This window comes from uncultured Sphingomonas sp. (assembly GCF_913777625.1).
Classification (GTDB): Bacteria; Pseudomonadota; Alphaproteobacteria; order Sphingomonadales; family Sphingomonadaceae; genus Sphingomonas.
Map to the genome: position 1 here is coordinate 23,701 of NZ_CAJYTI010000017.1, position 20,433 is coordinate 44,133.

A 20,433-nucleotide genomic window follows, 5' to 3' on the forward strand; every position below is an offset into this window, starting at 1 on the left:
GGGGCGCAGCGCATAGTCGCCCGCCTGCGTGCTGGCAAATCGGGGCTTATCAGGCGGCGAGGCGGGCCGGGGCCACGGGCGCGCCCCAGCGACGTACCGGGCGGGTATAGCGGCGGACGCGCGGCTCGGTACGCAGTGCGCCCTGAAAGTGGCGAAGCCCGACGGCGATCGCGGCGGACTGCTCGGCTTCTTCGGTAGGCGCGGGTGCCGTGACAGTGACGCCCATGCCTTGCGCGAGGCGCATCACGCCTTCGACGAGGCGGGCGCGGGCGGGCGCGGTGTCGAGCCGGTGGGCGAGCGCCGGGGCCAGACGGATCAGCCGCGGCGAGCAATGCGCCAGCAGGCCGAGCGCCAGCGGACCGGCGGCGAAGTCGCCGAGGCCGACCATCATGCCGCGATCGGTGCAGGCGGCGATCATCGCGGCGGCGGCATCGCGGTCGGCGGATTCGTCGGCGCTCACTTCGACGACGACGCGGTCGAGCGGCAAACGGTGGCGCAGGGCGGCGCGGAACAGGTGGGTGAGCAGGCGCTCGGGGGCACCGGCATGGACCTGAACGGGCACGATCAGCAGCGTACCGGTATCGGCAAGCCCGGCATTCGCGGCAGCGGCGAAGGCATGCTCAAGCCGGATCGCCTCCAGTTCGGCGCGAACCGGTCGCGGCAGGATGGCGTTGACGACATGGAATGCCTGTGCGGGGGCGTGAATGGCGGCGTGCCAGGCGAACGGTTCCGCGCTTCCCTGTGCCGTCAGCGGCTGCAGATCGATGCGAAGGTTCATCGTGTTGGCCATGTTCTTTGCTCCGATACCCGATTCTTCCGAACCTGAAGAATAGGTAACCAAAGCCGTCGCTCCGGCCCATTCCGTGCATCGCCCCAGCGGATTCGCCCCGATCGGGATTCTACGAAGTTTGCCTTCGCGATTCGCCCGATTCGGAGCGATTCCCGCCTCAGGCGGCGGCGTTGAGGCGAAGTGCCGGCGCCGGCAGGGCACCGACCTGGGGCAGTGCGATCAGATCGCCCTGCATCAGCACCACCTCCAGCATGCGCAGCCGATCATGTTCTGCGCGAGTCGAGACGCCTTCGGCAATCAGCCGGATCCGACCTTTCTTGGCGACCTCCACCACCCGTTCGACCACGATTCGCTTGGCCCAGCTGCTGCACAGGCTGTGTACCAGCTCGGGGGCCAGCTTCAGCGTGTCGGGGGTGAACGCCGAGACGAGATCCAGCCCCATGTCGCCGGCGCCGAAATCATCGAAGGCGATCAGAAAGCCCAGCTTGCGATAGGCCTTCATCAGCCCCAGCATCTTGTCGCTTTCCAGATGGTCGCGGTCGCTGAACTCGAAAACGAGCTCCCGGGCGGGAAACCCCAGGCGGCGGACGATGCGCAGCATCCGATCGGCATCGGCGTCCGGGTCGGCGATGTAGCGCGGCATCACCTTGATCGCGAGGCGCGTGTGACGTTCGGTGATACCGAGTGCCATTGCCTGTTCGATCGCCGCGACGCGGCAACGCAGATCGAAGGTGGCGCGCTTGTCCTCGGGCAGCGTCTCGACGAAGGCGGCCGGGCCTTCCCCCTCCGGACCGCGGAACGTCGCCTCATAGGCGGTAACGATCAGGGTGGAGGTGTTGACGACCGGTTGGAACGCCATCGCGAACCAGTCCCGGGGTATGGGTTCCTGGCGGGGAACGGGGACGATTGGGTCGAGCACGGGGGATCTCCACGCTGGATCCCCTTGCCAGAACGCTAGTCCAGAAACCTTACCCGAGCGTTGACGCTGCTGCCGGGGCAACCCCCGATCCGGTTACGCCGCAGCGGCCGGGCGGACGATGCGCGTGGCCGGCAGTGCGCCCGGCAGGGGCGATCCAACCAGTTCCCCTTGCACGTGAAAAATACCCAGGCTGCGCAGGCGCTGGAGCACGTTTTCCTGCTCCACGCCGTCGGCGATCACCCGCATGCCGCGGTCGCGCAGCCGGGGTACCAGCTCTTCCAGCATCAGTCGGCGGGACCAGCTGGAGTCGATTCCGTTCACCAGTTCCGGATCGAGTCGCACCATCGCTGGGCGATACCGCACGCACGCGGTATAGCCGACCGGATCATGGCTGAGCCCGACAAAGGCGGTGAGGCTGCCGGCGCGGCGATGCCCTTCGACCAGATCGGCGAGATGCTGCCCGGCCAGATCGGCAAAGCCGTGAACGCCGAAGATCATCCGTTCGGGTACCAGTCCGGTGCGCCGCCCCGCCTCGGTCGCAGCGGCGAGCGACGCCAGGGCGGGCGCGGCGCCGGGCGAATAGATCGGGATCAGCAGGCGGGCGACCATCGTGCCCAGCCCCGCGGTCATCGCGCGGTACACGGCGCCCGCGGCAACCCGGCGATCGAGCTCGGCATGGCGTTCAGGGGGGATCTGGGCGAGGATCTCGTCGCCCTCTTCGCCGTCGGGGCCGCGCAGCAGCGCCTCATAGGCGAACACGCGCCCGCTGACGACGTCGTGAACCGGTCGAAACGCCAGGTGCAGACCCGGGCTCGCCGCGGGTTGCCAGTCCTCTTCGTCGAGAACCATCCGTCACTCCTCCACTGCCCCGCATTAACCATGGCGGGATCCGACTCGTCTTATAGGTCGGCGACGAAACGAGCGGACGGCGCGTGCATGAAAAAGCCCCGCGCGGCAGGTGCCGGCGGGACCTTTTCATCTTCGGATCAGGAAGACCGATCAGGCGGCGAGCGCGGCCTTCAGGTCCTCGACCAGGTCGGTGCGCTCCCACGGGAAGAAATCGCCCTCGGGCTTGCGGCCGAAATGGCCGTAGGCCGCGGTCGGCTGGTAGATCGGCTTGTTGAGGCCCAGGTGCGTGCGGATGCCGCGCGGGGTGAGGCCGCCCAGCTTCTCGATGCCCTGGATCGCCTGCTCGATCTTGTCGTCGCCGACGGTGCCGGTGCCGTGGGTGTCGACATAGAGCGACAGCGGCTTCGACACGCCGATGGCGTAGGCGAGCTGGATCGTGCAGCGCTTAGCGAGGCCGGCCGCGACGATGTTCTTGGCGAGATAGCGGGTGATGTACGCCGCCGAACGGTCGACCTTGGTCGGGTCCTTGCCGCTGAACGCGCCGCCGCCATGCGGGCTGGCGCCACCGTAGGTGTCGACGATGATCTTGCGGCCGGTCAGGCCCGCATCACCGTCCGGGCCGCCGATTTCGAACGAGCCGGTCGGGTTGATGTGGTACTCGGTCGCATCCGAGAGCAGCTCCGCGGGGAGTATCTCGGCGATCACCTTCTTGACATAGGCGTGGAGCTCGGCTTCCTTGTCGCCGGTGTCGTAGCCCGGCGCGTGCTGGGTCGAGACGACGATCGCGGTGGCGGCCACCGGCTTGCCGTTGTCGAAGCGCAGGGTGACCTGGCTCTTGGCGTCCGGCTCGAGGAACGGCGCCGCGCCCGAGTGGCGGTCGGCGGCCATGCGCTCGAGGATCTTGTGGCTGTAGTCGAGCGTCGCCGGCATCAGGTCCGGGGTCTCGTCGCAGGCGAAGCCGAACATGATGCCCTGGTCGCCGGCGCCTTCGTCCTTGTTGCCCGAAGCGTCCACGCCCTGCGCGATGTGCGCGGACTGGCCGTGCAGGTTGTTCTCGAAGCGGAAGGTCTGCCAGTGGAAGCCCGACTGCTCATAGCCGATGCGCTTCACCGTCTCGCGGACGGTCTTTTCGATCTCTTCCTGGGCGCCTGGGGCCCATTCGCCTTTCTCGTAGACGCCCTTGCAACGGATCTCGCCCGCTAGGACGACCAGCTGGGTGGTGGTCAGCGTCTCGCAGGCGATGCGGGCTTCGGGATCCTTCGACAGGAACAGGTCGACGATCGAGTCGGAAATCTGGTCGGCGACCTTGTCGGGATGGCCTTCGGAAACGGACTCGGACGTGAAGAGATAGTTGGAACGCATGTAAATTCCTCAGGTTGGGAAGGATCGCCGGGCCGTTGCCATGCCCATATAAAGCTTTCCTTATATGTGCTCCCTAGCGGGCCCACCGCCGATTGGCAATCGCGAACAATCCGCAGAGCGCCGCGACGAGCAGCACCATTCCGTTGCCGAACTTGGAGAACAGCGTGGGTGCCAGCGCGTGCGGCATCGGCAGGCGGATGGCGCCGGCCTGCCCTGCCGGCACGGTGCCGAGCAGGCGGCCATGCCCGTCGATCAGCGCCGAGATGCCGGTGGGGGTGGCGCGCAGGATCGGCAGGCCTTCCTCGATCGCACGGAGGCGTGCCTGGGCGAGATGCTGCGGCGGCCCCCAGCGGCCGAACCAGGCGTCGTTCGACGGGTTGAACAGGAAGTCCGGCCGGTGTGCCTCATCGACGATCTGGCCGGAGAAGATGATCTCGTAGCAGATCTGGATCCCGGCATTGCCGAAGCCGGCGACCGGCAGGGCGCGGGGTCCGGGGCCGGAGAGATAGTCGACATCGCCCATCACCAGCCGGGCAAGGCCCAGCGGCGCGAGCAGCGTGCGCATCGGCAGATATTCGCCGTACGGCACCAGATGCGCCTTGTCGTAGCGGCCGCCGAGCATGCCGTCGGGGTCCAGCGCCCAGACCGAGTTGCCGGCGCCCCGCAGCCGGTCGTTGCGATCGAACTCGAGCGCGTTGCCGCCGATCAGGGCGCGGTCCCATGGGCCCAGAACGGCTGCGATGCGCGCGCGGACCAGGCGTGGATCCTGCCGGTACCACGGCGCGGGATAGCCATCCTCCACGAAGTAGTCGACCATACCCTCGGGCCACACGACCAGGCGCGGCAGCATGCCGGGCTTGCCGCTCAGGTCGAGCATGCGGGTGAGGAGGAACTCCGCATAGTCGGGGCGGCTCACGGCGTCCTGGCCGATATTGGGTTGGACGATCACCACCTCGGTGCCGCTTGCGGTGCTGAGACAGCGGATCCGGTCGCAGCGGTCCGACCAGCCGAGGTTGAGCGCGAGCAGCGCCAGCGCCGCGACGAGCAGCGGCCGGTATTGACGCTGTGCGGCCAGATAGAGGGTGCCAGCGATAGCGATCGTCACGCCGGAGAGCGCGTAGGTGCCGATCAGCGTCGCGAGGTTCCGGACGCCCGGCACCGGCACCCACAGTACTGCGAGCGGGTTCCATGGATAGCCGGTGAACACCCAGCCGCGCAGCCACTCGGTGACGATCCAGGCGGCGCCGGCGGCGAAGACATAGCCGAGGTCCGGCTCGATCCAGCCGGACCTGGCCTTCACCTTGCGCGCGAACAGCCAGGCCGCGCCCATCGCCACTGCCGGATAGAGGGCGAGGTACAGCGCGAGCAGCACGACGGCGAGATAGCCGAGCGCGGGGGGCATCTTGTCCTGAAAGTCGAAGGCGTGCTGTATCCAGTTGTCGCCAACCGTGAAATGGCCGAGCCCGAACAGCCAGCCGCGCAGCAGCGCGCGCGGCAGTGTTGGCGCCGCATAGACGAGCGCGAACAGGCCGGCGAAGCAGAGCAGGGCGAGCGGCCACCATTCGAGCGGCGCGAACCCGGTGGCGGAGACGAGGCCGAGGACCAGCGAAGCGAGCAACGGACGGCTAAACATCGCCGGCGGCCTACACGATGCACGCGGCAAGGGGGAGGGGCTTGAGAAGTGCCGTCTCTCCGCAGCAACGCAGCGTTTCCCTTGCGCCCGCTTGATCCCGCGCAAGGACGCGCCCATGTGAGCGCCATGCTGATCGAGACCGAAGCCACGCCCAACCCCGCAACGCTCAAGTTCCTGCCCGGCAGGATCGTGATGGAAGCGGGTACCCGCGACTTCGCCAGCCCCGAAGAGGCCGAGGCGTCGCCGCTCGCCACCGCGCTGTTCGCGCTGGGCGACGTGACCGGCGTGTTCTTCGGCCGCGACTTCATCTCGGTTACCGTGGCACCCGGCGTCGAATGGTCGGTGCTCAAGCCCGACGTGCTCGGCATCCTGCTCGATCATTTCTCGGCCAACATGCCGCTGTTCATGGCGGGGTCGGCCGCCGGCTTCAGCGTGCCGCCGGAAAGCGCCGATTTCGGCGACAATCCCGAGGATGCCGATATCGTCGCGCAGATCCGCGAGCTGATCGACACCCGTATCCGCCCGGCGGTCGCCAATGACGGCGGCGACATCGTCTACCGCGGCTTCAACGAGGGCAAGGTCTATCTGCAGATGCAGGGCGCCTGCTCGGGCTGCCCGTCCTCGACTGCGACGCTGAAGGGCGGCATCGAGCAGTTGCTCAAATATTACGTTCCCGAAGTGACCGAAGTGCGCGCGATCTAACGCGCACGTCGTCCAACCCTTCCCAGCACGAAAGGACTGCAGCCCATGGGCCAGCCGCTCAACGACGTCGCCCTCGACACGATCTTCCGCACCGCGCGCAGCTATAACGGCTACACCGATCAGGCGGTGACGCAGGCCGATATCGAGGCGATCTACGATCTGCTGAAGATGGGCCCGACCTCGGTCAACCAGCAGTCGGCGCGGTTCGTCTGGGTGCTGAGCCAGGACGGCAAGGACAAGCTTGCCAGCTTCGCCAGCGGCAGCAATGCCGAGAAGATCCGCATGGCGCCGGCCAGCGTGATCATCGGCTACGACATCAATTTCCACGAGCATCTGCCCGAGCTGTTCCCGCACGCGCCCGAAGCCAAGAACTGGTTCCCGACCGAAGAAGGGCGCCGCGAGCAGGCATTCCGAAACTCCTCGCTGCAGGGCGCCTATTTCATCATCGCGGCGCGCGCACTGGGCTTCGATACCGGCCCGATGTCGGGCTTCGACAACGGCAAGGTCGACGAGGCGTTCTTCGGCGACCAGCCAAACGTGAAGTCGAACTTCATCTCGACGCTGGGGGTCGGCGATCCCTCGACGATCTTCGCGCGGTCGCCGCGTCCGGCGTTCGATCAGTTCAACACGGTGATTTGACCTGTCCCCGATTCTTTGGCTAGCGCGGGGCGATGGCTGACGCCCCGCGACTTCTTGTGATCGAAACCGCCACCGCCGCCTGCTCGGTGGCGTTGCTGGCGGGCGGCTCCGTGCTGGCAGAGCGGCACGAAATCGTCGGCCGCGGCCATGCCGAGCGGCTGGTGCCGATGATCGGCGAACTGCCGGGCGGAGGGCGTGCCGATGCGATCCTGGTCGATGTCGGCCCGGGCAGCTTCACCGGCGTGCGCGTGGGACTCGCCGCCGCGCGCGGCCTGGCGATCGGCTGGGGCGTACCGGTGCACGGTTATTCTTCGCTCGCGCTGATCGCTGCGGCTGGTTTCGCCTCCGATCCGGACCTGGATCGGCTTTCCGTCGTGCTCGAAGGCGGCCACGGCGAAGTATTCGTCCAGCATTTTGCTGCCCCGCTGCTCGATACCGGACCGCTTGCCTCCTTGCGTCCCGAGGCGGCGCTTGCCGGCCTCGATGGGCGGACGGCGACCGGCAGCGGGGTGCGGCACCTGGCCGCGCTTTGCGAGGGGCTGGACCTGCGCGAGGCGCTGCCGCGCGCCGCCGATGCGGTGCTGCTGCCACCGGATTTCACCAAGCTGCCGCCGCGCCCGCTCTATGGCCGCGGCCCGGACGCCAAGACGCTCGCGGAGCGCGGGCTCGCATGAACGCTGCCGCACCCCAGCCGATCGAACTGCGCGAAGGTGGGGTGCAGGATCTTCCGTCGGTCTGCCGCATCATGCAGGCAGCCTTCGATCCCGCCTTCGGGGAGGCCTGGACCCAGCCGCAATGTATGGGGATGATGGCGCTTACCGGCGTATGGCTGCTGGTCGCCAGCATCGACGGGCGTGACTGCGGCTTTGCCATGGCGCGCGCGATGCTCGACGAGGCGGAGCTGCTGTTGCTGGCAACCGACCCCGGCGCACAGGGGCGCGGCGTCGGCGGTGCCTTGTTGCGAGCGGTCATTGCGGAATCGCGCAATCGTCGCGCTACCAAGCTGCATCTCGAAGTCCGCCAAGGCAATGCTGCCATTCGACTCTACCACCGTGTCGGCTTTGAAAAGGCAGGGGAACGGCGTGGCTATTATCGCGGTACTAACGGTCAGACGTTCAATGCTCTCACTTTGGCACGCGCACTGGGATAAAATTTGATCGACTTGCGACTTGATCTCTTGCCAACCGTTGTGCTTCGGACGATAGAGCGAGTCAGGTGACAGCAAACAATAGTCACCGTTAATGGGTCGAAAGGAATATCATGGAAGCTTCATCTGAAATTCAGGAAACGTTGATCGCGCTGACCGCTGATATTGTCGCTGCGCACGTCAGCAACAACAGCGTCGCGGTTTCGGACCTTCCGCAGCTGATTTCGAACGTCCACGGCGCGCTCAGCGGTCTCGGCACCGTGCAGCCGGAGCCGGAAGTGAAGCAGGAGCCCGCCGTTTCGGTGCGCGCTTCGGTGAAGCCGGACTATATCGTCTGCCTCGAAGACGGTAAGAAGCTCAAGATGCTGAAGCGCCACCTGATGACGCACTATCAGATGACTCCGGAACAGTATCGCGCCAAGTGGAACCTGCCGGCCGACTATCCGATGGTCGCCCCGAACTATGCCGAGCAGCGCCGCAGCCTGGCGAAGAAGATCGGTCTCGGCACGAAGCGCCGCAAGACCCGCTGATCCGTCCACCCCAGGACAGCAAATCGAACGCCGGCCCGGACCCCGTCCGCGGCCGGCGTTTTCGTGTTGCGGGATCCGGAGGCTTGCTCTTTTCCGCTGACGCTTATGGCGCTACAGCGGTGTCATGGCTCGCAAGATCGATCTCGAAGCGCTCTGTCACGAAAAGGGGCTGCGCATCACCGAACAGCGCAAGGTGATCGCGCGCGTATTGTCCGACGCGGACGATCATCCCGACGTGGAAAAGGTGTATGAGCGCGCCGCCGCGATCGATCCAGGCATCTCGATCGCCACCGTCTATCGCACCGTCCGCCTGTTCGAGGAGGCCGGCATCCTCGATCGCCACGATTTCGGCGACGGTCGGGCCCGCTACGAGCCGGCGCCCGAGGCGCATCACGATCACCTGATCGATGTCGAGAGCGGCAAGGTCATCGAGTTCGTCGATCCCGAGCTGGAACTGCTGCAGAAGCAGATCGCCGAGCGGCTGGGCTTCCGCCTCGTCGACCACCGCATGGAACTGTATGGGGTTGCGCTCGACCGCAAGAACTGAGCGCGCCCGGCGGCGCCGCGAGGAGGCGACCCAGGGGCTGCCCACGCGGCTGACCGGCACCGAGCTGGTCCGCCTGTGGTTTCGCGTCGCGCGGCTGGCGCTGGCGCTGCTGGTGCACGTGCCGCTCCATTATCTGTTCCGCCTGGTGCGGCTGCCCTCGCCCTGGCCGCGGCTGTTCCTGGCCAGCGCGGCGCGGATTGCCGGCGCGAAGGTCAAGCGTGTCGGCACACCGCTGAAGCGGGACGTGTTCTACGTCTCCAATCACATCAGCTGGATCGATATCCTCGCCCTCGGGGGCGCAAGCGGCACCGCGTTCGTGGCCAAGGCCGAGATCGCCGCGTCGCCGCTGGTCGGCTGGCTCGCGGGGCTCAATCGCACCGTCTATGTGAAGCGCGAGAACCGCATGGGCGTCGCCGAGCAGATCAACCAGCTGCGCGATGCACTGGCCGAGACCTGGGCGGTCACCATTTTCCCGGAGGGCACGACGACCGACGGCAAGTCGCTGCTGCCGTTCAAGACGCCGATGCTGCGTGTGCTGGAGCCGCCGCCGCCGGGCGTGATGGTGCAGCCGGTGATGCTCGATTACGGCGCAGCGGGCGAGGACATTGGCTGGATCGGGCAGGAGCGGGGGCTCAACAATGCCAAGCGGGTGCTGGCGCGCAGGGAGCGCTTCCGGCTGCGCGTCCATTTCCTCGAGCCGTTCGACCCCCGCGATTTCCCCGGCCGCAAGGCGATCGCGGCGGAAAGCCGGCGGCGGATCGAGGAAGCGCTGGTCCGCACGCTCGGCCAGCCGCTGCGGCCGTTCCGGTTTGCCGATGAGCCGATCGGGTACAGGACGCCGGCGCCCTGATACCGGTCATCCCAGCGAACGCTGGGATCTCCCACAGCCGCGCTGTACCGGCGTCGCCTGGCCTCGAAGAGACCTCAGCTTTCGCTGGGGTCACGGCAATGGGCTAGGCAGAAGCCAAGGCCTGTTTCTCGCCACCATTTCCGCGTATAGGCGCGCCGATCATGACCACCCCCAAGACCTATCACGTCAAGTCGTACGGCTGCCAGATGAACGTCTATGACGGCGAGCGCATGGGCGAGCTGATGGCCGCCCAGGGACTCGTCGCCGCCGAGGCGGACCAGGCCGATCTCGTCGTTCTCAACACCTGCCACATCCGCGAAAAGGCGACCGAGAAGGTCTATTCCGAGATCGGCCGCCTCAAGCTGCGCGAGGCCGGTAAGCCGATGATCGCGGTTGCGGGCTGTGTCGCCCAGGCCGAGGGCGAGGAAATCGCCCGCCGCGCCAAGGTGGACGTGGTGGTCGGCCCGCAGGCCTATCACAACCTTCCCGATCTGGTCGCCAAGGCCGCGCAGGGCCAGCTCGGGCTCGACACCGACATGCCGATCGCCAGCAAGTTCGGCAAGCTGCCCATGCGCCGCAAGGTGGGCGCGAGCGCGTTCCTCACCGTGCAGGAAGGCTGCGACAAGTTCTGCACCTATTGCGTCGTGCCCTATACCCGCGGCGCCGAAGTGAGCCGCCCCTATGCGGCGATCGTCGACGAGGCGAAGGCGCTGGTCGATGCCGGTGCGCGGGAGATCACGCTGCTCGGCCAGAACGTCAATGCCTGGGGCGATGACGACGGTCGCGGCCTGCACGACCTGATCATCGCGCTCGATCGTATCGAGGGGCTGGCCCGCATCCGCTACACCACCAGCCACCCCAACGACATGGCCGAGGGGCTGATCGAGGCGCATGCCTCGGTGCCCAAGCTGATGCCGTTCCTCCACCTGCCGGTGCAGGCGGGCAGCGACCGCATCCTCAAGGCGATGAACCGCAGCCACACCCGCGATTCCTATCTGCGCATCCTCGAGCGCGTTCGTGCCGCGCGGCCGGACATCGCGCTGTCGGGCGACTTCATCGTCGCTTTCCCCGGCGAGACCGAGGCCGAGTTCGAGGAGACGCTGCAGCTGGTCGAGGCGGTCGGCTATGCCCAGTGCTTCAGCTTCAAATATTCGCCGCGCCCCGGCACGCCGGCGGCCGAGCTGGTCGACCAGTATCTGCCGGCCGAGGTTGCCGACGAGCGGCTGCAGCGGCTGCAGGCGGCCCTTGCCCGCGATTCGCAGGCGTTCAATGCGGCCAGCGTCGGCCGCCGTTGTTCGGTGTTGATCGAGCGCGTCGGCCGCCGTCCCGGCCAGATGATCGGCAAGTCGCCCTGGTTGCAGTCGGTCCATCTGGAGACGAGTGCGAAGATCGGCGACCTGATCGAGGTGGAGCTGATCAGCGCCGGGCCGAACTCGCTGGCCGGTCGCGAACTTGTATCGGTTTCCGCGTGACCGGCCGCCTGCCCCTCGCCTAGAAGCGTATCGCCGCCCAAGCGGCTGAAAATGGGGGGCGAAAATGAAGGAGCGGGCATGCGGCCTGATCGTGGTGCTGGCGGCTGGAACGGCGGAGCTGGCCCATGCCCAGGGCGTGCTGCCGCCGCCGGCCGAAGGCCTGACCTTCGCGGCCAGCGAGCGCGTGCGGTACGAAGCCATCGACGGACAGGCCCGGGCCGGATTCAACCGCAGCGACGACCTCGTCGATTTCCGTACGACGCTGCTCGCCCGCTATCAGCACGGGCCCGTGAGCGTGGTGGGCGAACTGTGGGATAGCCGCGTCTATGGCGGCAACCGCCGCTCGCCGGTGACGACGGGCGAGGTCAACACGCTGGAGCCCGTCCAGGCCTATGTGCAACTCGACCTTGGCGATATGCTGGGGCGCGGATCGAAGCTGAAAGTGCAGGCGGGGCGCTTCCTGCTCAACCTGGGCGCGCGGCGACTGGTCGCGGCGGATGACTATCGCAACACCACCAACGGCTATACCGGCCTGCGCGCCGACTGGAGCAAGGGGGGCTGGGCGGCGACCGCGATCTACACCATGCCGCAGCGCCGCCGGCCCGACGATATCGATGCACTCCTTTCCAACCAGCCCGCGATCGACCGCGAAGGCTCCGCATTGGTGCTGTGGGGCGGGCTGCTCAACCGGGCGAGGGCGATCGGTCCGGCGCTGGTCGAGACCAGCTATTTCCACCTCGGCGAACACGATACGCCCGGCCGACCGACTCGCGACCGCTCGCTCGACACGGCCAGTATCCGCATCGCCCGCGATCCCGCGACCGCCATGGTCGATTACGAGGTGGAGGTGATCGGCCAGACCGGGTCGCTGTCGACCAGCCTTGCGGCGGGCGCACCCCGCCAGCAGGTGCGGGCATGGTTCGTCCATGGCCGTATCGGCTATAGCTGGGCGGGGGCGTGGAAGCCGCGGCTGCTCGCCGAATTCGACTATGCGAGCGGAGACGCGCCCGGCGGCAGCTATGGCCGCTTCGACACGCTGTTCGGCATGCGTCGCGCCGATCTCGCACCGGCCGGGCTCTACAATGCGATCGCGCGCAGCAACGTCGTCGCGCCCGCGCTGCAGGCCGAGGCGGCGCGAGGCCGCACCGATGTGACGCTCAGCTATCGCCCGATGTGGCTGGCGGCGCAGACCGATGCCTTTTCCAGCACCGGCGTGCGCGATGCGCGCGGCCGTGCCGGCGATTTCGCCGGGCACCAGCTCGATGGGCGGATACGCTATCGCCTCAGCAAGGCGGTGCGGCTGGAGGGCGACGTGGTGCTGCTCGCCAAGGGCCGCTTCCTGCGCGATGCGCCCAACGCCCCGCCGGGGCGCTGGACGAAATATGTCGCGTTCAACCTGTTGGCGGCGCTGTGACACAGGTCCCGGGCGGCCTGGCCGCCCGGGACCTGACGCGCCTTCAGGCCAGCGCTGCGGGGCGCTTGCGGCGGGTGCGGATCGCGCCGCCGGCGAGGCCGAAGCCGCCGATCATCATGGCCCAGCTGGCCGGCTCCGGCACCGCGCCGCCGGTGACACCGGTCAGGCGCACGCCGAGGGCATCCGTGTCACTAAGGCGGAGCCAGCCATTGTCGCTGTTGCCGCGCAGATAGGCGACCAGCGGATCGGCCGCGCCGTTCGGCATGAAGCTCTTGTTTTCATCTGCTGCCGAGAAGACGACCCAATAGGTGCCGGGGTCGAGCTTCCAGTTCAGCGAGTCGCTGCCCTGCCAGCCGATCGTGCCGGTGTTCACGAAGCTGGTGGAGTGGAGCAGCGTCGCGGGCACGAAATCGATCTCGCTGTAGATATTGGCCGTGAGGCGTGCACCTTCGTTGCCGCCGATCCAGCCGAAGACGCCGTTCACCGTCGTCGCATTGTTCAGCTCGAAGAAGCCGGCGATCGCGCGGGTCGAGGTGATCGACCTGGCATCGAAGATCGTGGTAGAGCCGGGCCCGGTGTCGATGATCGTGTCGGCCTGGGCAGTGCCCGTCCAGGCGAGCGTGGCGGCGGCAACAGCCGCGAGAGCGATCTTCATTCTTCTATCCCTCGAAACAAACTACTGGGGTCCTTCTACAGGGAGAGCGTTCGGCGCTCGATCACGGCATTGCGGCGATCCGTCTCATGCTCATGGAAACGCGTCTCACACCTGTCCCGAATTGACCGGATCGGCGCTGCGCGCCCGTCTTTCCCCGCCGGTACGCCTGTGCCGCGCGAGTGTCGCAACCGCGTCACACCCGTGCGGCATTGTGCGAACCTGCGATCACCCCCTGTGCATCGCCGTTTCCGTCTGTCATCTTGTCTGTCGACATGCGCCAAGGAACCTCTGCACCATGCCAAGGTTTGCCCCTCCGGGGCCGCATGATCCCCGCGCCCGCCGCCAACCTCGAAAGGACCGCATGAGCCGCAAGCCTGTCCCCGCCCAATCCGGCGAACGTTCCCGGGTAGAGGTTACCTTCGACAAGCCCCAGCTCCTGCCGCAGCTCTTCGGTGAGTTCGATTCCAACCTGCTGATGCTCGAGGAGCGGCTGGGCGTGTACATCCACGCGCGTGGCCAGCGGGTGGTGATCGAAGGCGGCACCGAGGCGGTGGCCCATGCCCGCGAGGTGCTCCAGGAACTGCACAGCCGGGTGATCCGCGGCGAGGACGTCGATGGCGGGCTGATCGACGCGGTGATCGCGATGTCGAGCGAACCGATGTTCACCGGCATCGTCCGTGCCGAGCCGGTGAACGGGGGCCCCAAGCCCTCGATCATGATCCGCACGCGCAAGAAGACGATCGTGCCGCGCTCGGTGACGCAGACGCATTACATGCGCGAGCTCGCCTCGAACGACCTGATCTTCGCGCTCGGGCCGGCGGGCACCGGCAAGACCTATCTCGCCGTCGCGCAGGCGGTGGCGCAGCTGATCACCGGCAGCGTCCAGCGGCTGATCCTGTCGCGCCCGGCGGTGGAAGCGGGCGAGCGGCTGGGCTTCCTGCCCGGCGACATGAAGGAGAAGGTCGACCCCTATCTCCGCCCGATCTACGACGCGCTCTATGACTGCCTGCCCGCCGAGCAGGTCGAGCGGCGGATCGCCTCGGGCGAGATCGAGATCGCGCCGATCGCCTTCATGCGCGGGCGTACGCTGGCCGATGCCTTCGTCATTCTCGACGAGGCGCAGAACACCACGCCGATGCAGATGAAGATGTTCCTCACCCGATTCGGCCAGAACAGCCGGATGGTCATCTGCGGCGACCCCAACCAGACCGACTTGCCCGGCGGGCCGAGTGCCTCGGGGCTGAACGACGCCGTCCACCGTCTCGAGGGCGTGGAAGGCATCTCGATGGTGCGCTTCGGGGTGGGCGACGTGGTGCGCCACCCGATCGTCGGCCGCATCGTCGCAGCCTATGAGGGCGAAGGTTGAAGGCCGGGATATCCCGGCCTACATTTGGGATATCCCTTTCGGAGGCGCGGCGTGGCATCGCTCTACATCAAGGATCCGGACACCGCGGCGCTTGCCGCCGAGGTCGCGGCTGCGCTCGGCACCACCAAGACCGAGGCGGTGCGCGACAGCCTGTTGCGGCGCAAGGCTGAGCTTGAGGCCAAGGGCCGGGCGCAGGACGTGCTCCGCAAGCTCGCCGCGCATCGCCGTGCCCATCCGTTGCCGCCGCCGACTGGACTGCTTGCCGACAAGGCCTTTTTCGACGAGCTGTGGGGCGAGTCTTGACGCTGTTCGTCGACGCATCGGCGATGGTCGCGATCATTGCCGAGGAACCCGAGCGTGATCGGCTGGTGGTCGAAGCGGTCGAGGGCGCGCCGGCGCTCTGGTCGGCGATGGCGGCCTGGGAAACCGTCGCGGCGCTGTCGCGTTCGCGCGAAATGGATATTACCGCGGCACGCCAGGAAGCCGCGCTCTACGCCGATCAGCTCGGGATGACGCTGGTGCCGATCGGCGCGCGCGAACTGGAGCTGGCGCTCGATGCCTATCAGCAGTTTGGCAAGGGCCGCCACCCCGCCGGACTCAACATGGGCGATTGCTTCGCCTATGCCTGCGCCAAATCCCATGATGCGCGTCTGCTCTACAAGGGCGACGATTTCTCCGAGACGGACCTCGCCTGATGCTTGACGTTGCCGCCCTCCCCGAAGCGCCCTGGCCGGACGGCGACTGGGAAGCGCTTGCGCTCCGCGCAGCCGAAGCCGCGATCGCGCAGACGCCCTATGCCGACTGGACGGGATCGCCGAGCACGATCGAAGTCGCGGTGCGCTTCACCAGCGACGACGAAGTCCACACGCTCAACCGCCAGTATCGCGACAAGGACAAGCCGACCAACGTGCTGTCCTTCCCGATGATCCAGCCCGATCTGCTCGATACCGTCACCCAGAACAGCGATGATGGCGAAGTATTGCTGGGCGACATCGTGCTTGCGCACGGCGTCTGTTCGGCCGAAGCGGGCGAGCGCGGCATTTCCGTGGACGATCATGCCACGCATCTGATTGTCCATGGCATGCTGCATCTGCTAGGCTATGACCATATCGAGGATGGCGAGGCGGAAGCCATGGAGGCGATGGAACAGGCGGCCATGGCGGCGCTGAACCTGCACGATCCCTATCCCGTACGCGAGGATTGAACACCAACATGAACGAGGGCCCCAGTACCGGCTCGCCCGAACACCGACACGAAAACGGCGGCATCTGGCGCAGTTTGCGCGCCCTCCTGTTCGGCGAGGAACAGGAAGAGACGCTGCGCGAGCGGCTGGAAGAAGCCATTGACGAGCATGAGAGCGACGGCGGTACCCCGCCGGCCGGCGATCTCGCCCCGATCGAGCGACAGATGCTCAAGAACCTGCTGCATTTCGGCGAGCGGGATGCCGGTGACGTGGGCGTGCCACGGGCCGACATCATTGCCGTCGAGGAGCAGACCAGCTTCGCCGATCTCGTCCAGCTCTTCGCCGAGGCGGGGCACAGCCGCCTGCCGGTCTATCGCGAGGAGCTCGATACGATCATCGGCATGGTCCATATCAAGGACGTGTTCGAGATCCTCGCCAAGGGCGAGGCGCACCCGCCGAGCATCGCCGGGCTGATCCGCCAGCCGCTGTACGTGCCGCAATCGATGGGCGCGCTCGATCTGCTCGCCCAGATGCGGGTGAAGCGCACCCACCTCGCCATCGTGCTCGACGAATATTCGGGCACCGAGGGGCTGATCACGATCGAGGACCTGATCGAGGAGATCGTCGGCGAGATCGAGGACGAACATGACGAGGCGCCGGCCGCGCTGATCGTGCCGATCGACGGCGGCGGCTGGGAAGCCGATGCCCGGGCCGAGCTGGAGGACGTCGCCGAGACGGTCGACCCGCGCCTGGCCGAGGTGGAGGAGGATGTCGACACGATCGGCGGCCTCGCCTTCGTGCTTGCCGGCCATGTGCCCGCGGTGGGCGAATGCCTCGAGCACGACAGCGGCTGGAAGCTCGAGGTGATCGACGCAGACGAGCGCAAGGTGAACCGGCTCCGGCTGCATCCGCCCGAGGTGCGGGTGGAGGACGCGGCGTAAGGCCAAGCCGGATGGACGGCGACTCATGCGCCACCGTCATGCCAGCGCACGCTGGCATCTCCCGCAGGAGCGCGGTTGCGTTGTCGCCCAGCCCCGGGGAGACCCCAGCGTTCGCTGGGGTGACGGCAAGGGGATTACCCGGGAATCCCGATCAGGCTGATCTGCCGGCCATAGTCCGGCTCCAGCCGATGCGTCGCGCGGCGGAAGCTGAAGAAGCGGTCCTCATTGGTATAGGTATCCAGCCCCAGCGCCTCGATCGTGCGCAGCCCGGCCAGCGCCAGCCGGTGGACGACATAGGCCTCCAGGTCGAACTGGAAATGCTCGGGCCGGCCATCGGCGAAGAAGCGTTCATTGGCCGGGTCCTGCGCGCAGAAGTGCTGGAAGAAGCTGGCATCCACTTCGTAACTGGCGCGCGCGATGCAGGGGCCGACCGCCGCCGCGATGGCCTCGCGGCGCGCGCCCAGCGCCTCCATTGCAACGATCGTCGAATCGGTGACACCGCCAATCGCACCCTTCCACCCGGCGTGGGCGGCGGCGACGACGCCCGCCTCGCGGTCGGCGAACAGCACCGGCGCGCAGTCGGCGGTAAGGATTCCGAGTAGCAGGCCCGGGCGGTCGGTCACCAGCGCGTCGGCGCGGGGGCGCAGATCCTCGTCGAACGGCGCGATCACCGTCACCGCGTCCGCCGAATGCACCTGGTAGACGGTGACCAGCCGCGCGCCCGGCAGCACCGCCTGCACCGCCAGACGGCGGTTCTGGGCGATGGCGGCAGGATCGTCGTTCGACCCGGTGCCGACATTGAGCCCGGCGACCATGCCGGTCGAGACGCCGCCGGCGCGACCCAGAAAGCCGTGCGGCAGGCCCGCCAGCGCGCGGGCGCGGATGGGGCTGATCTCGCTCACAGCGCCCGCCGCATCAGTCGATCCTCATCGGCATGGTTGCCCACCATGAAGGCATAGGGTCCGTGATCCTCAAAGCCGTAGCGCGCGTAGAAGCGCTTGGCGCGGTGGTTGTCGGTATAGACGGAAAGCCAGATCTCGCCGGCACCGCGCGCGCGGGCGGTAGCGAGCGCCCAGTCCATCAGCGCCTGCGCCGCACCGCTGCCCTTGGCGCGGTCGAGCAGATAGAGCTGGCGCAGTTCGATGGCCGGGCCCTCGGGCGCGGCCGGCAGGCTGATCGGGCCGAGCTTGCAATAGCCGGCGATGCCCTCGGCATCCTCGATCACGCGAAACGCGAAGGCAGGATCGGCAATCTCGGCGGCCCAGCCTTCCACGGTGAACCTGGCGAGGAAGGTGGCGAGGTCTTCGGCCGAATAGAGATGTGCGAAGGTCGCCTGGAAGCTTGCCCGGAACACCGCGTCGATCGCGCCAGCGTCCGCAGGGGTGGCGTCGCGGAAGGTCATGCGAATCCCGCCGGCACCGGCCAGCCGGGCGCGGTGATCGCCAGCACCTTGAACAGCGATCCCATCTGGTCGTCCCCCACCAGCCGATTGCGATCGGCGGCGATGGCGTCGCCGCGCTCAGGCGCAACCCGGGCCAGCGCGCGGGCGCGCTCGTCGATGCCGAGCGCCTTGAGGAAATCCCCCTGCGTCACCGGGCCGTGGACCGCCAGCCCCTCGGCGTCGGCTGCTTCCTTGAGCGTGCCGAAATCGACATGGGCGGTGAGGTCCGCCTCGCCCGGCGCGTCGAACGGATTGGCGAAGGCATGGCCGCGCACCGCCTGCAGCGTGTCGCCGATCGCCGGGCCTTTATAGCCATAGTCGATGATCAGCGCCGCGCCCCCTTGCGCCAGCAGCCGCTGGGCGAGCGCGCGGAGCAGCGCGACGCTGGCCGGCGACGTTTCGAGAATCGACCCGGGGGCGGCGTCGCGCAGTGCGGGCGGAATCACGGGATCGAATCCGCGATCCCCGGTGACCGGCAGGAACAGTGTGTCCTGGCAGGCGACCAGCCGCTCGCGCCAGCCTTGCGCGGTATGCACCAGCTGGCGGATCGGCAGTGCGTCGAAGAATTCGTTCGCGATCACGAGCAGCGGCGCGTCCTCGGGCAGACCGACCAGATCGAGATGCCATTCGGCGTGCGGAACGCGTTCCTTCTGCGCTGCGCGCAGCACCGGGCTGGTCTCTAGAAAGTCGACCGGAGGCGTGAACCCTGCCTTGCCCGCCGCGCGCAGCGCGTCCGACGCCAGCGTGCCGCGGCCGGGGCCGAACTCGACATAGCGGGCGGTCTCCGGACGGCCGGCGCGGTCCCACAGGTCGGCCAGCCACAGGCCGATCAGCTCGCCGAACATCTGGCTGATCTCGGGCGCCGTGGTGAAGTCGCCGCGCGCGCCCAGCGGATCGCGGGTGCCGTAATAATGCGCGTTGGCTGCCCCCATGAACTGCGAAAGCGGGATCGGGCCGGCCAGCGTGATCGCCCGCGCCAGCCGCTCGGGCAGCGCGGGCTCGGCGGCGTTGTCGCGGCGTTCGTCGGGCTTGGCGTCGAGAGGGTTGGTCATCGCAGGTCCGTCAGGCGACGCTGGGCCCGGTGATCGCCTCGATCCGCTTGCGGCGGCCGGGGGCGGTCGCGATCAGGAACAGGCCGCCGGCGATCATCGGCAGGCACAGCCACTGGCCCATGTGCAGGCCGGTCAGGTCGACCAGCCAGACGAGCTGGCGATCGGGTTCGCGGAAGAACTCCACGAAGAATCGGCACATGCCATAGCCGAGCAGGAAGATGCCGGTGAGCTTGCCGGGCTGGTAGCGCGAATCGGTGCGCCAGAAGAAGAACCACAGCACCACGAACAGCAGCAGGCCTTCCAGCCCCGCCTCGTAGAGCTGGCTCGGGTGGCGCGCCGGCTCGGGCAGGCCGGCGGCGACGGTGCCGCGGAACACGATCGCCCAGGGCACGTCGCCGGGCTTGCCCCACAGCTCGCCGTTCACGAAATTGGCGAGGCGGCCGAAGAACAGCCCGAACGGCGCGCAGCAGGCGACATAATCGTGGATGCGCAGCCAGTTGAGCTTGTGCTGGCGGGCCAGCCAGATGATCGCCAGCGAGGTGCCAAGCACGCCGCCATGGAAGCTCATGCCGCCTTCCCACAGCATCAGGATCTGCAGCGGGTTGGAGAACATCTCCGGCGCGTAGAAGATCACATAGCCGAGGCGGCCGCCCAGGATGATGCCGAGCGTCGCGTAGAAGACGAGATCGTCGGCGTGGCGCCGTGCCATTGGCGCGCCGGGGGCGGCGAGCAGCTTCATCAGGTACAGCCAGCCAAGCAGGATGCCGCTGATATAGGCCAGCGAATACCATTTGATCTGAAAGAAGCCGAGATTGATCGCCACCGGGTTGAGGTGGAGATCGGCGTAGTGAAGATGTCCGCCGGCAGCGGCAAGCAGGGTGGGCAGCACGGTAATCCCCGGCGTGAGAAACAATCGGCCCCGCGATAGAGCCAAAATGCCG

24 protein-coding genes are annotated in these 20,433 nt (G+C 67.6%); 14 read left to right on the forward strand and 10 right to left on the reverse strand.

The window, feature by feature from the left end:
* Positions 1-49: 49 nt before the first annotated feature.
* The 5 genes from QZ814_RS09375 to lnt form a co-directional block, all read right to left on the reverse strand.
* Positions 50-790 (reverse strand): EAL domain-containing protein, encoded by a 741-nt coding sequence (locus tag QZ814_RS09375; protein ID WP_294331248.1) that lies wholly within the window; start codon positions 788-790, stop codon positions 50-52.
* 157 nt (positions 791-947) lie between these two features.
* Complete coding sequence (locus QZ814_RS09380; RefSeq protein ID WP_294331250.1) at positions 948-1,709, reverse strand: EAL domain-containing protein; 762 nt, start codon at positions 1,707-1,709, stop codon at positions 948-950.
* A gap of 93 nt (positions 1,710-1,802) precedes the next feature.
* Positions 1,803-2,558 carry an EAL domain-containing protein gene (locus tag QZ814_RS09385; RefSeq protein ID WP_294331252.1) on the reverse strand — a complete coding sequence of 252 codons (756 nt, stop codon included), beginning with the start codon at positions 2,556-2,558 and terminating at the stop codon, positions 1,803-1,805.
* Positions 2,559-2,708: 150 nt separating this feature from the next.
* The gene (gene metK / locus QZ814_RS09390; protein WP_294331254.1) at positions 2,709-3,920 is read right to left on the reverse strand and encodes a methionine adenosyltransferase; all 1,212 of its coding nucleotides are present in this window, start codon (positions 3,918-3,920) and stop codon (positions 2,709-2,711) included.
* Positions 3,921-3,993: 73 nt separating this feature from the next.
* Entirely contained in the window at positions 3,994-5,553 is a 1,560-nt protein-coding gene (lnt, locus tag QZ814_RS09395; RefSeq protein WP_294331256.1) for an apolipoprotein N-acyltransferase, read from the reverse strand.
* 126 nt (positions 5,554-5,679) lie between these two features.
* Between lnt and QZ814_RS09400 the strand changes: the two genes are divergently transcribed.
* The 9 genes from QZ814_RS09400 (at position 5,680) to QZ814_RS09440 (ending at position 12,854) form a co-directional block, all read left to right on the forward strand.
* On the forward strand, positions 5,680-6,255 hold the full coding sequence (locus QZ814_RS09400; protein ID WP_294331258.1) for a NifU family protein: 576 nt from the start codon (positions 5,680-5,682) through the stop codon (positions 6,253-6,255).
* 45 nt (positions 6,256-6,300) lie between these two features.
* Positions 6,301-6,894 (forward strand): malonic semialdehyde reductase, encoded by a 594-nt coding sequence (locus QZ814_RS09405; protein ID WP_294331259.1) that lies wholly within the window; start codon positions 6,301-6,303, stop codon positions 6,892-6,894.
* Positions 6,895-6,926: 32 nt separating this feature from the next.
* Positions 6,927-7,568, forward strand: coding sequence for a tRNA (adenosine(37)-N6)-threonylcarbamoyltransferase complex dimerization subunit type 1 TsaB (gene tsaB / locus QZ814_RS09410; RefSeq protein ID WP_294331261.1), 642 nt, complete (start codon positions 6,927-6,929; stop codon positions 7,566-7,568).
* Positions 7,565-8,044: a ribosomal protein S18-alanine N-acetyltransferase gene (rimI, locus tag QZ814_RS09415; RefSeq protein WP_294331263.1), complete on the forward strand. Its 480-nt coding sequence runs from the start codon at positions 7,565-7,567 to the stop codon at positions 8,042-8,044. Before tsaB ends, rimI begins: the two co-directional genes overlap by 4 nt.
* A 110-nt stretch (positions 8,045-8,154) precedes the next feature.
* Complete coding sequence (locus tag QZ814_RS09420; RefSeq protein WP_010543712.1) at positions 8,155-8,571, forward strand: MucR family transcriptional regulator; 417 nt, start codon at positions 8,155-8,157, stop codon at positions 8,569-8,571.
* A gap of 124 nt (positions 8,572-8,695) precedes the next feature.
* On the forward strand, positions 8,696-9,118 hold the full coding sequence (locus QZ814_RS09425) for a Fur family transcriptional regulator (RefSeq protein ID WP_010543711.1): 423 nt from the start codon (positions 8,696-8,698) through the stop codon (positions 9,116-9,118).
* Positions 9,096-9,968, forward strand: coding sequence for a lysophospholipid acyltransferase family protein (locus tag QZ814_RS09430; protein WP_294331382.1), 873 nt, complete (start codon positions 9,096-9,098; stop codon positions 9,966-9,968). The genes QZ814_RS09425 and QZ814_RS09430 overlap by 23 nt, the downstream gene beginning before the upstream one ends.
* Positions 9,969-10,129: 161 nt before the next feature.
* Positions 10,130-11,440 (forward strand): tRNA (N6-isopentenyl adenosine(37)-C2)-methylthiotransferase MiaB, encoded by a 1,311-nt coding sequence (gene miaB, locus QZ814_RS09435; protein ID WP_294331268.1) that lies wholly within the window; start codon positions 10,130-10,132, stop codon positions 11,438-11,440.
* A 64-nt stretch (positions 11,441-11,504) separates the two neighbouring features.
* Positions 11,505-12,854, forward strand: coding sequence for an alginate export family protein (locus QZ814_RS09440; RefSeq protein WP_294331270.1), 1,350 nt, complete (start codon positions 11,505-11,507; stop codon positions 12,852-12,854).
* A gap of 43 nt (positions 12,855-12,897) precedes the next feature.
* Here the strand turns inward: QZ814_RS09440 and QZ814_RS09445 are convergent, their stop codons facing one another.
* Positions 12,898-13,509, reverse strand: a complete 612-nt coding sequence (locus tag QZ814_RS09445) for a PEPxxWA-CTERM sorting domain-containing protein (RefSeq protein WP_294331275.1) — start codon at positions 13,507-13,509, stop codon at positions 12,898-12,900.
* Between the two features lie 361 nt (positions 13,510-13,870).
* On the opposite strand from QZ814_RS09445, the gene QZ814_RS09450 reads away from it, so the two are divergent.
* The 5 genes from QZ814_RS09450 to QZ814_RS09470 are packed head-to-tail and all read left to right on the forward strand — an operon-like array spanning position 13,871 to position 16,999.
* Positions 13,871-14,875, forward strand: coding sequence for a PhoH family protein (locus QZ814_RS09450; protein ID WP_294331278.1), 1,005 nt, complete (start codon positions 13,871-13,873; stop codon positions 14,873-14,875).
* Between the two features lie 51 nt (positions 14,876-14,926).
* Positions 14,927-15,178, forward strand: coding sequence for a type II toxin-antitoxin system VapB family antitoxin (locus QZ814_RS09455; RefSeq protein ID WP_294331281.1), 252 nt, complete (start codon positions 14,927-14,929; stop codon positions 15,176-15,178).
* Entirely contained in the window at positions 15,175-15,570 is a 396-nt protein-coding gene (locus tag QZ814_RS09460; RefSeq protein ID WP_294331284.1) for a type II toxin-antitoxin system VapC family toxin, read from the forward strand. The genes QZ814_RS09455 and QZ814_RS09460 overlap by 4 nt, the downstream gene beginning before the upstream one ends.
* Positions 15,570-16,079 carry an rRNA maturation RNase YbeY gene (gene ybeY / locus QZ814_RS09465; protein ID WP_294331287.1) on the forward strand — a complete coding sequence of 170 codons (510 nt, stop codon included), beginning with the start codon at positions 15,570-15,572 and terminating at the stop codon, positions 16,077-16,079. The genes QZ814_RS09460 and ybeY overlap by 1 nt, the downstream gene beginning before the upstream one ends.
* Positions 16,080-16,087: 8 nt before the next feature.
* Entirely contained in the window at positions 16,088-16,999 is a 912-nt protein-coding gene (locus tag QZ814_RS09470; RefSeq protein ID WP_294331292.1) for a hemolysin family protein, read from the forward strand.
* 134 nt (positions 17,000-17,133) lie between these two features.
* Here QZ814_RS09470 and pgeF read toward each other — a convergent pair whose 3' ends face one another.
* Genes pgeF through lgt form a run of 4 tightly spaced genes read right to left on the reverse strand, consistent with a single transcriptional unit; the run spans position 17,134 to position 20,381 of the window.
* Positions 17,134-17,901: a peptidoglycan editing factor PgeF gene (pgeF, locus tag QZ814_RS09475; RefSeq protein ID WP_294331293.1), complete on the reverse strand. Its 768-nt coding sequence runs from the start codon at positions 17,899-17,901 to the stop codon at positions 17,134-17,136.
* The gene (locus tag QZ814_RS09480) at positions 17,898-18,401 is read right to left on the reverse strand and encodes a GNAT family N-acetyltransferase (protein ID WP_294331297.1); all 504 of its coding nucleotides are present in this window, start codon (positions 18,399-18,401) and stop codon (positions 17,898-17,900) included. Before QZ814_RS09480 ends, pgeF begins: the two co-directional genes overlap by 4 nt.
* Positions 18,398-19,492 (reverse strand): SAM-dependent methyltransferase, encoded by a 1,095-nt coding sequence (locus QZ814_RS09485; RefSeq protein ID WP_294331299.1) that lies wholly within the window; start codon positions 19,490-19,492, stop codon positions 18,398-18,400. The genes QZ814_RS09480 and QZ814_RS09485 overlap by 4 nt, the downstream gene beginning before the upstream one ends.
* A gap of 10 nt (positions 19,493-19,502) precedes the next feature.
* Positions 19,503-20,381 carry a prolipoprotein diacylglyceryl transferase gene (gene lgt, locus QZ814_RS09490; RefSeq protein WP_294331303.1) on the reverse strand — a complete coding sequence of 293 codons (879 nt, stop codon included), beginning with the start codon at positions 20,379-20,381 and terminating at the stop codon, positions 19,503-19,505.
* Positions 20,382-20,433: the final 52 nt, after the last annotated feature.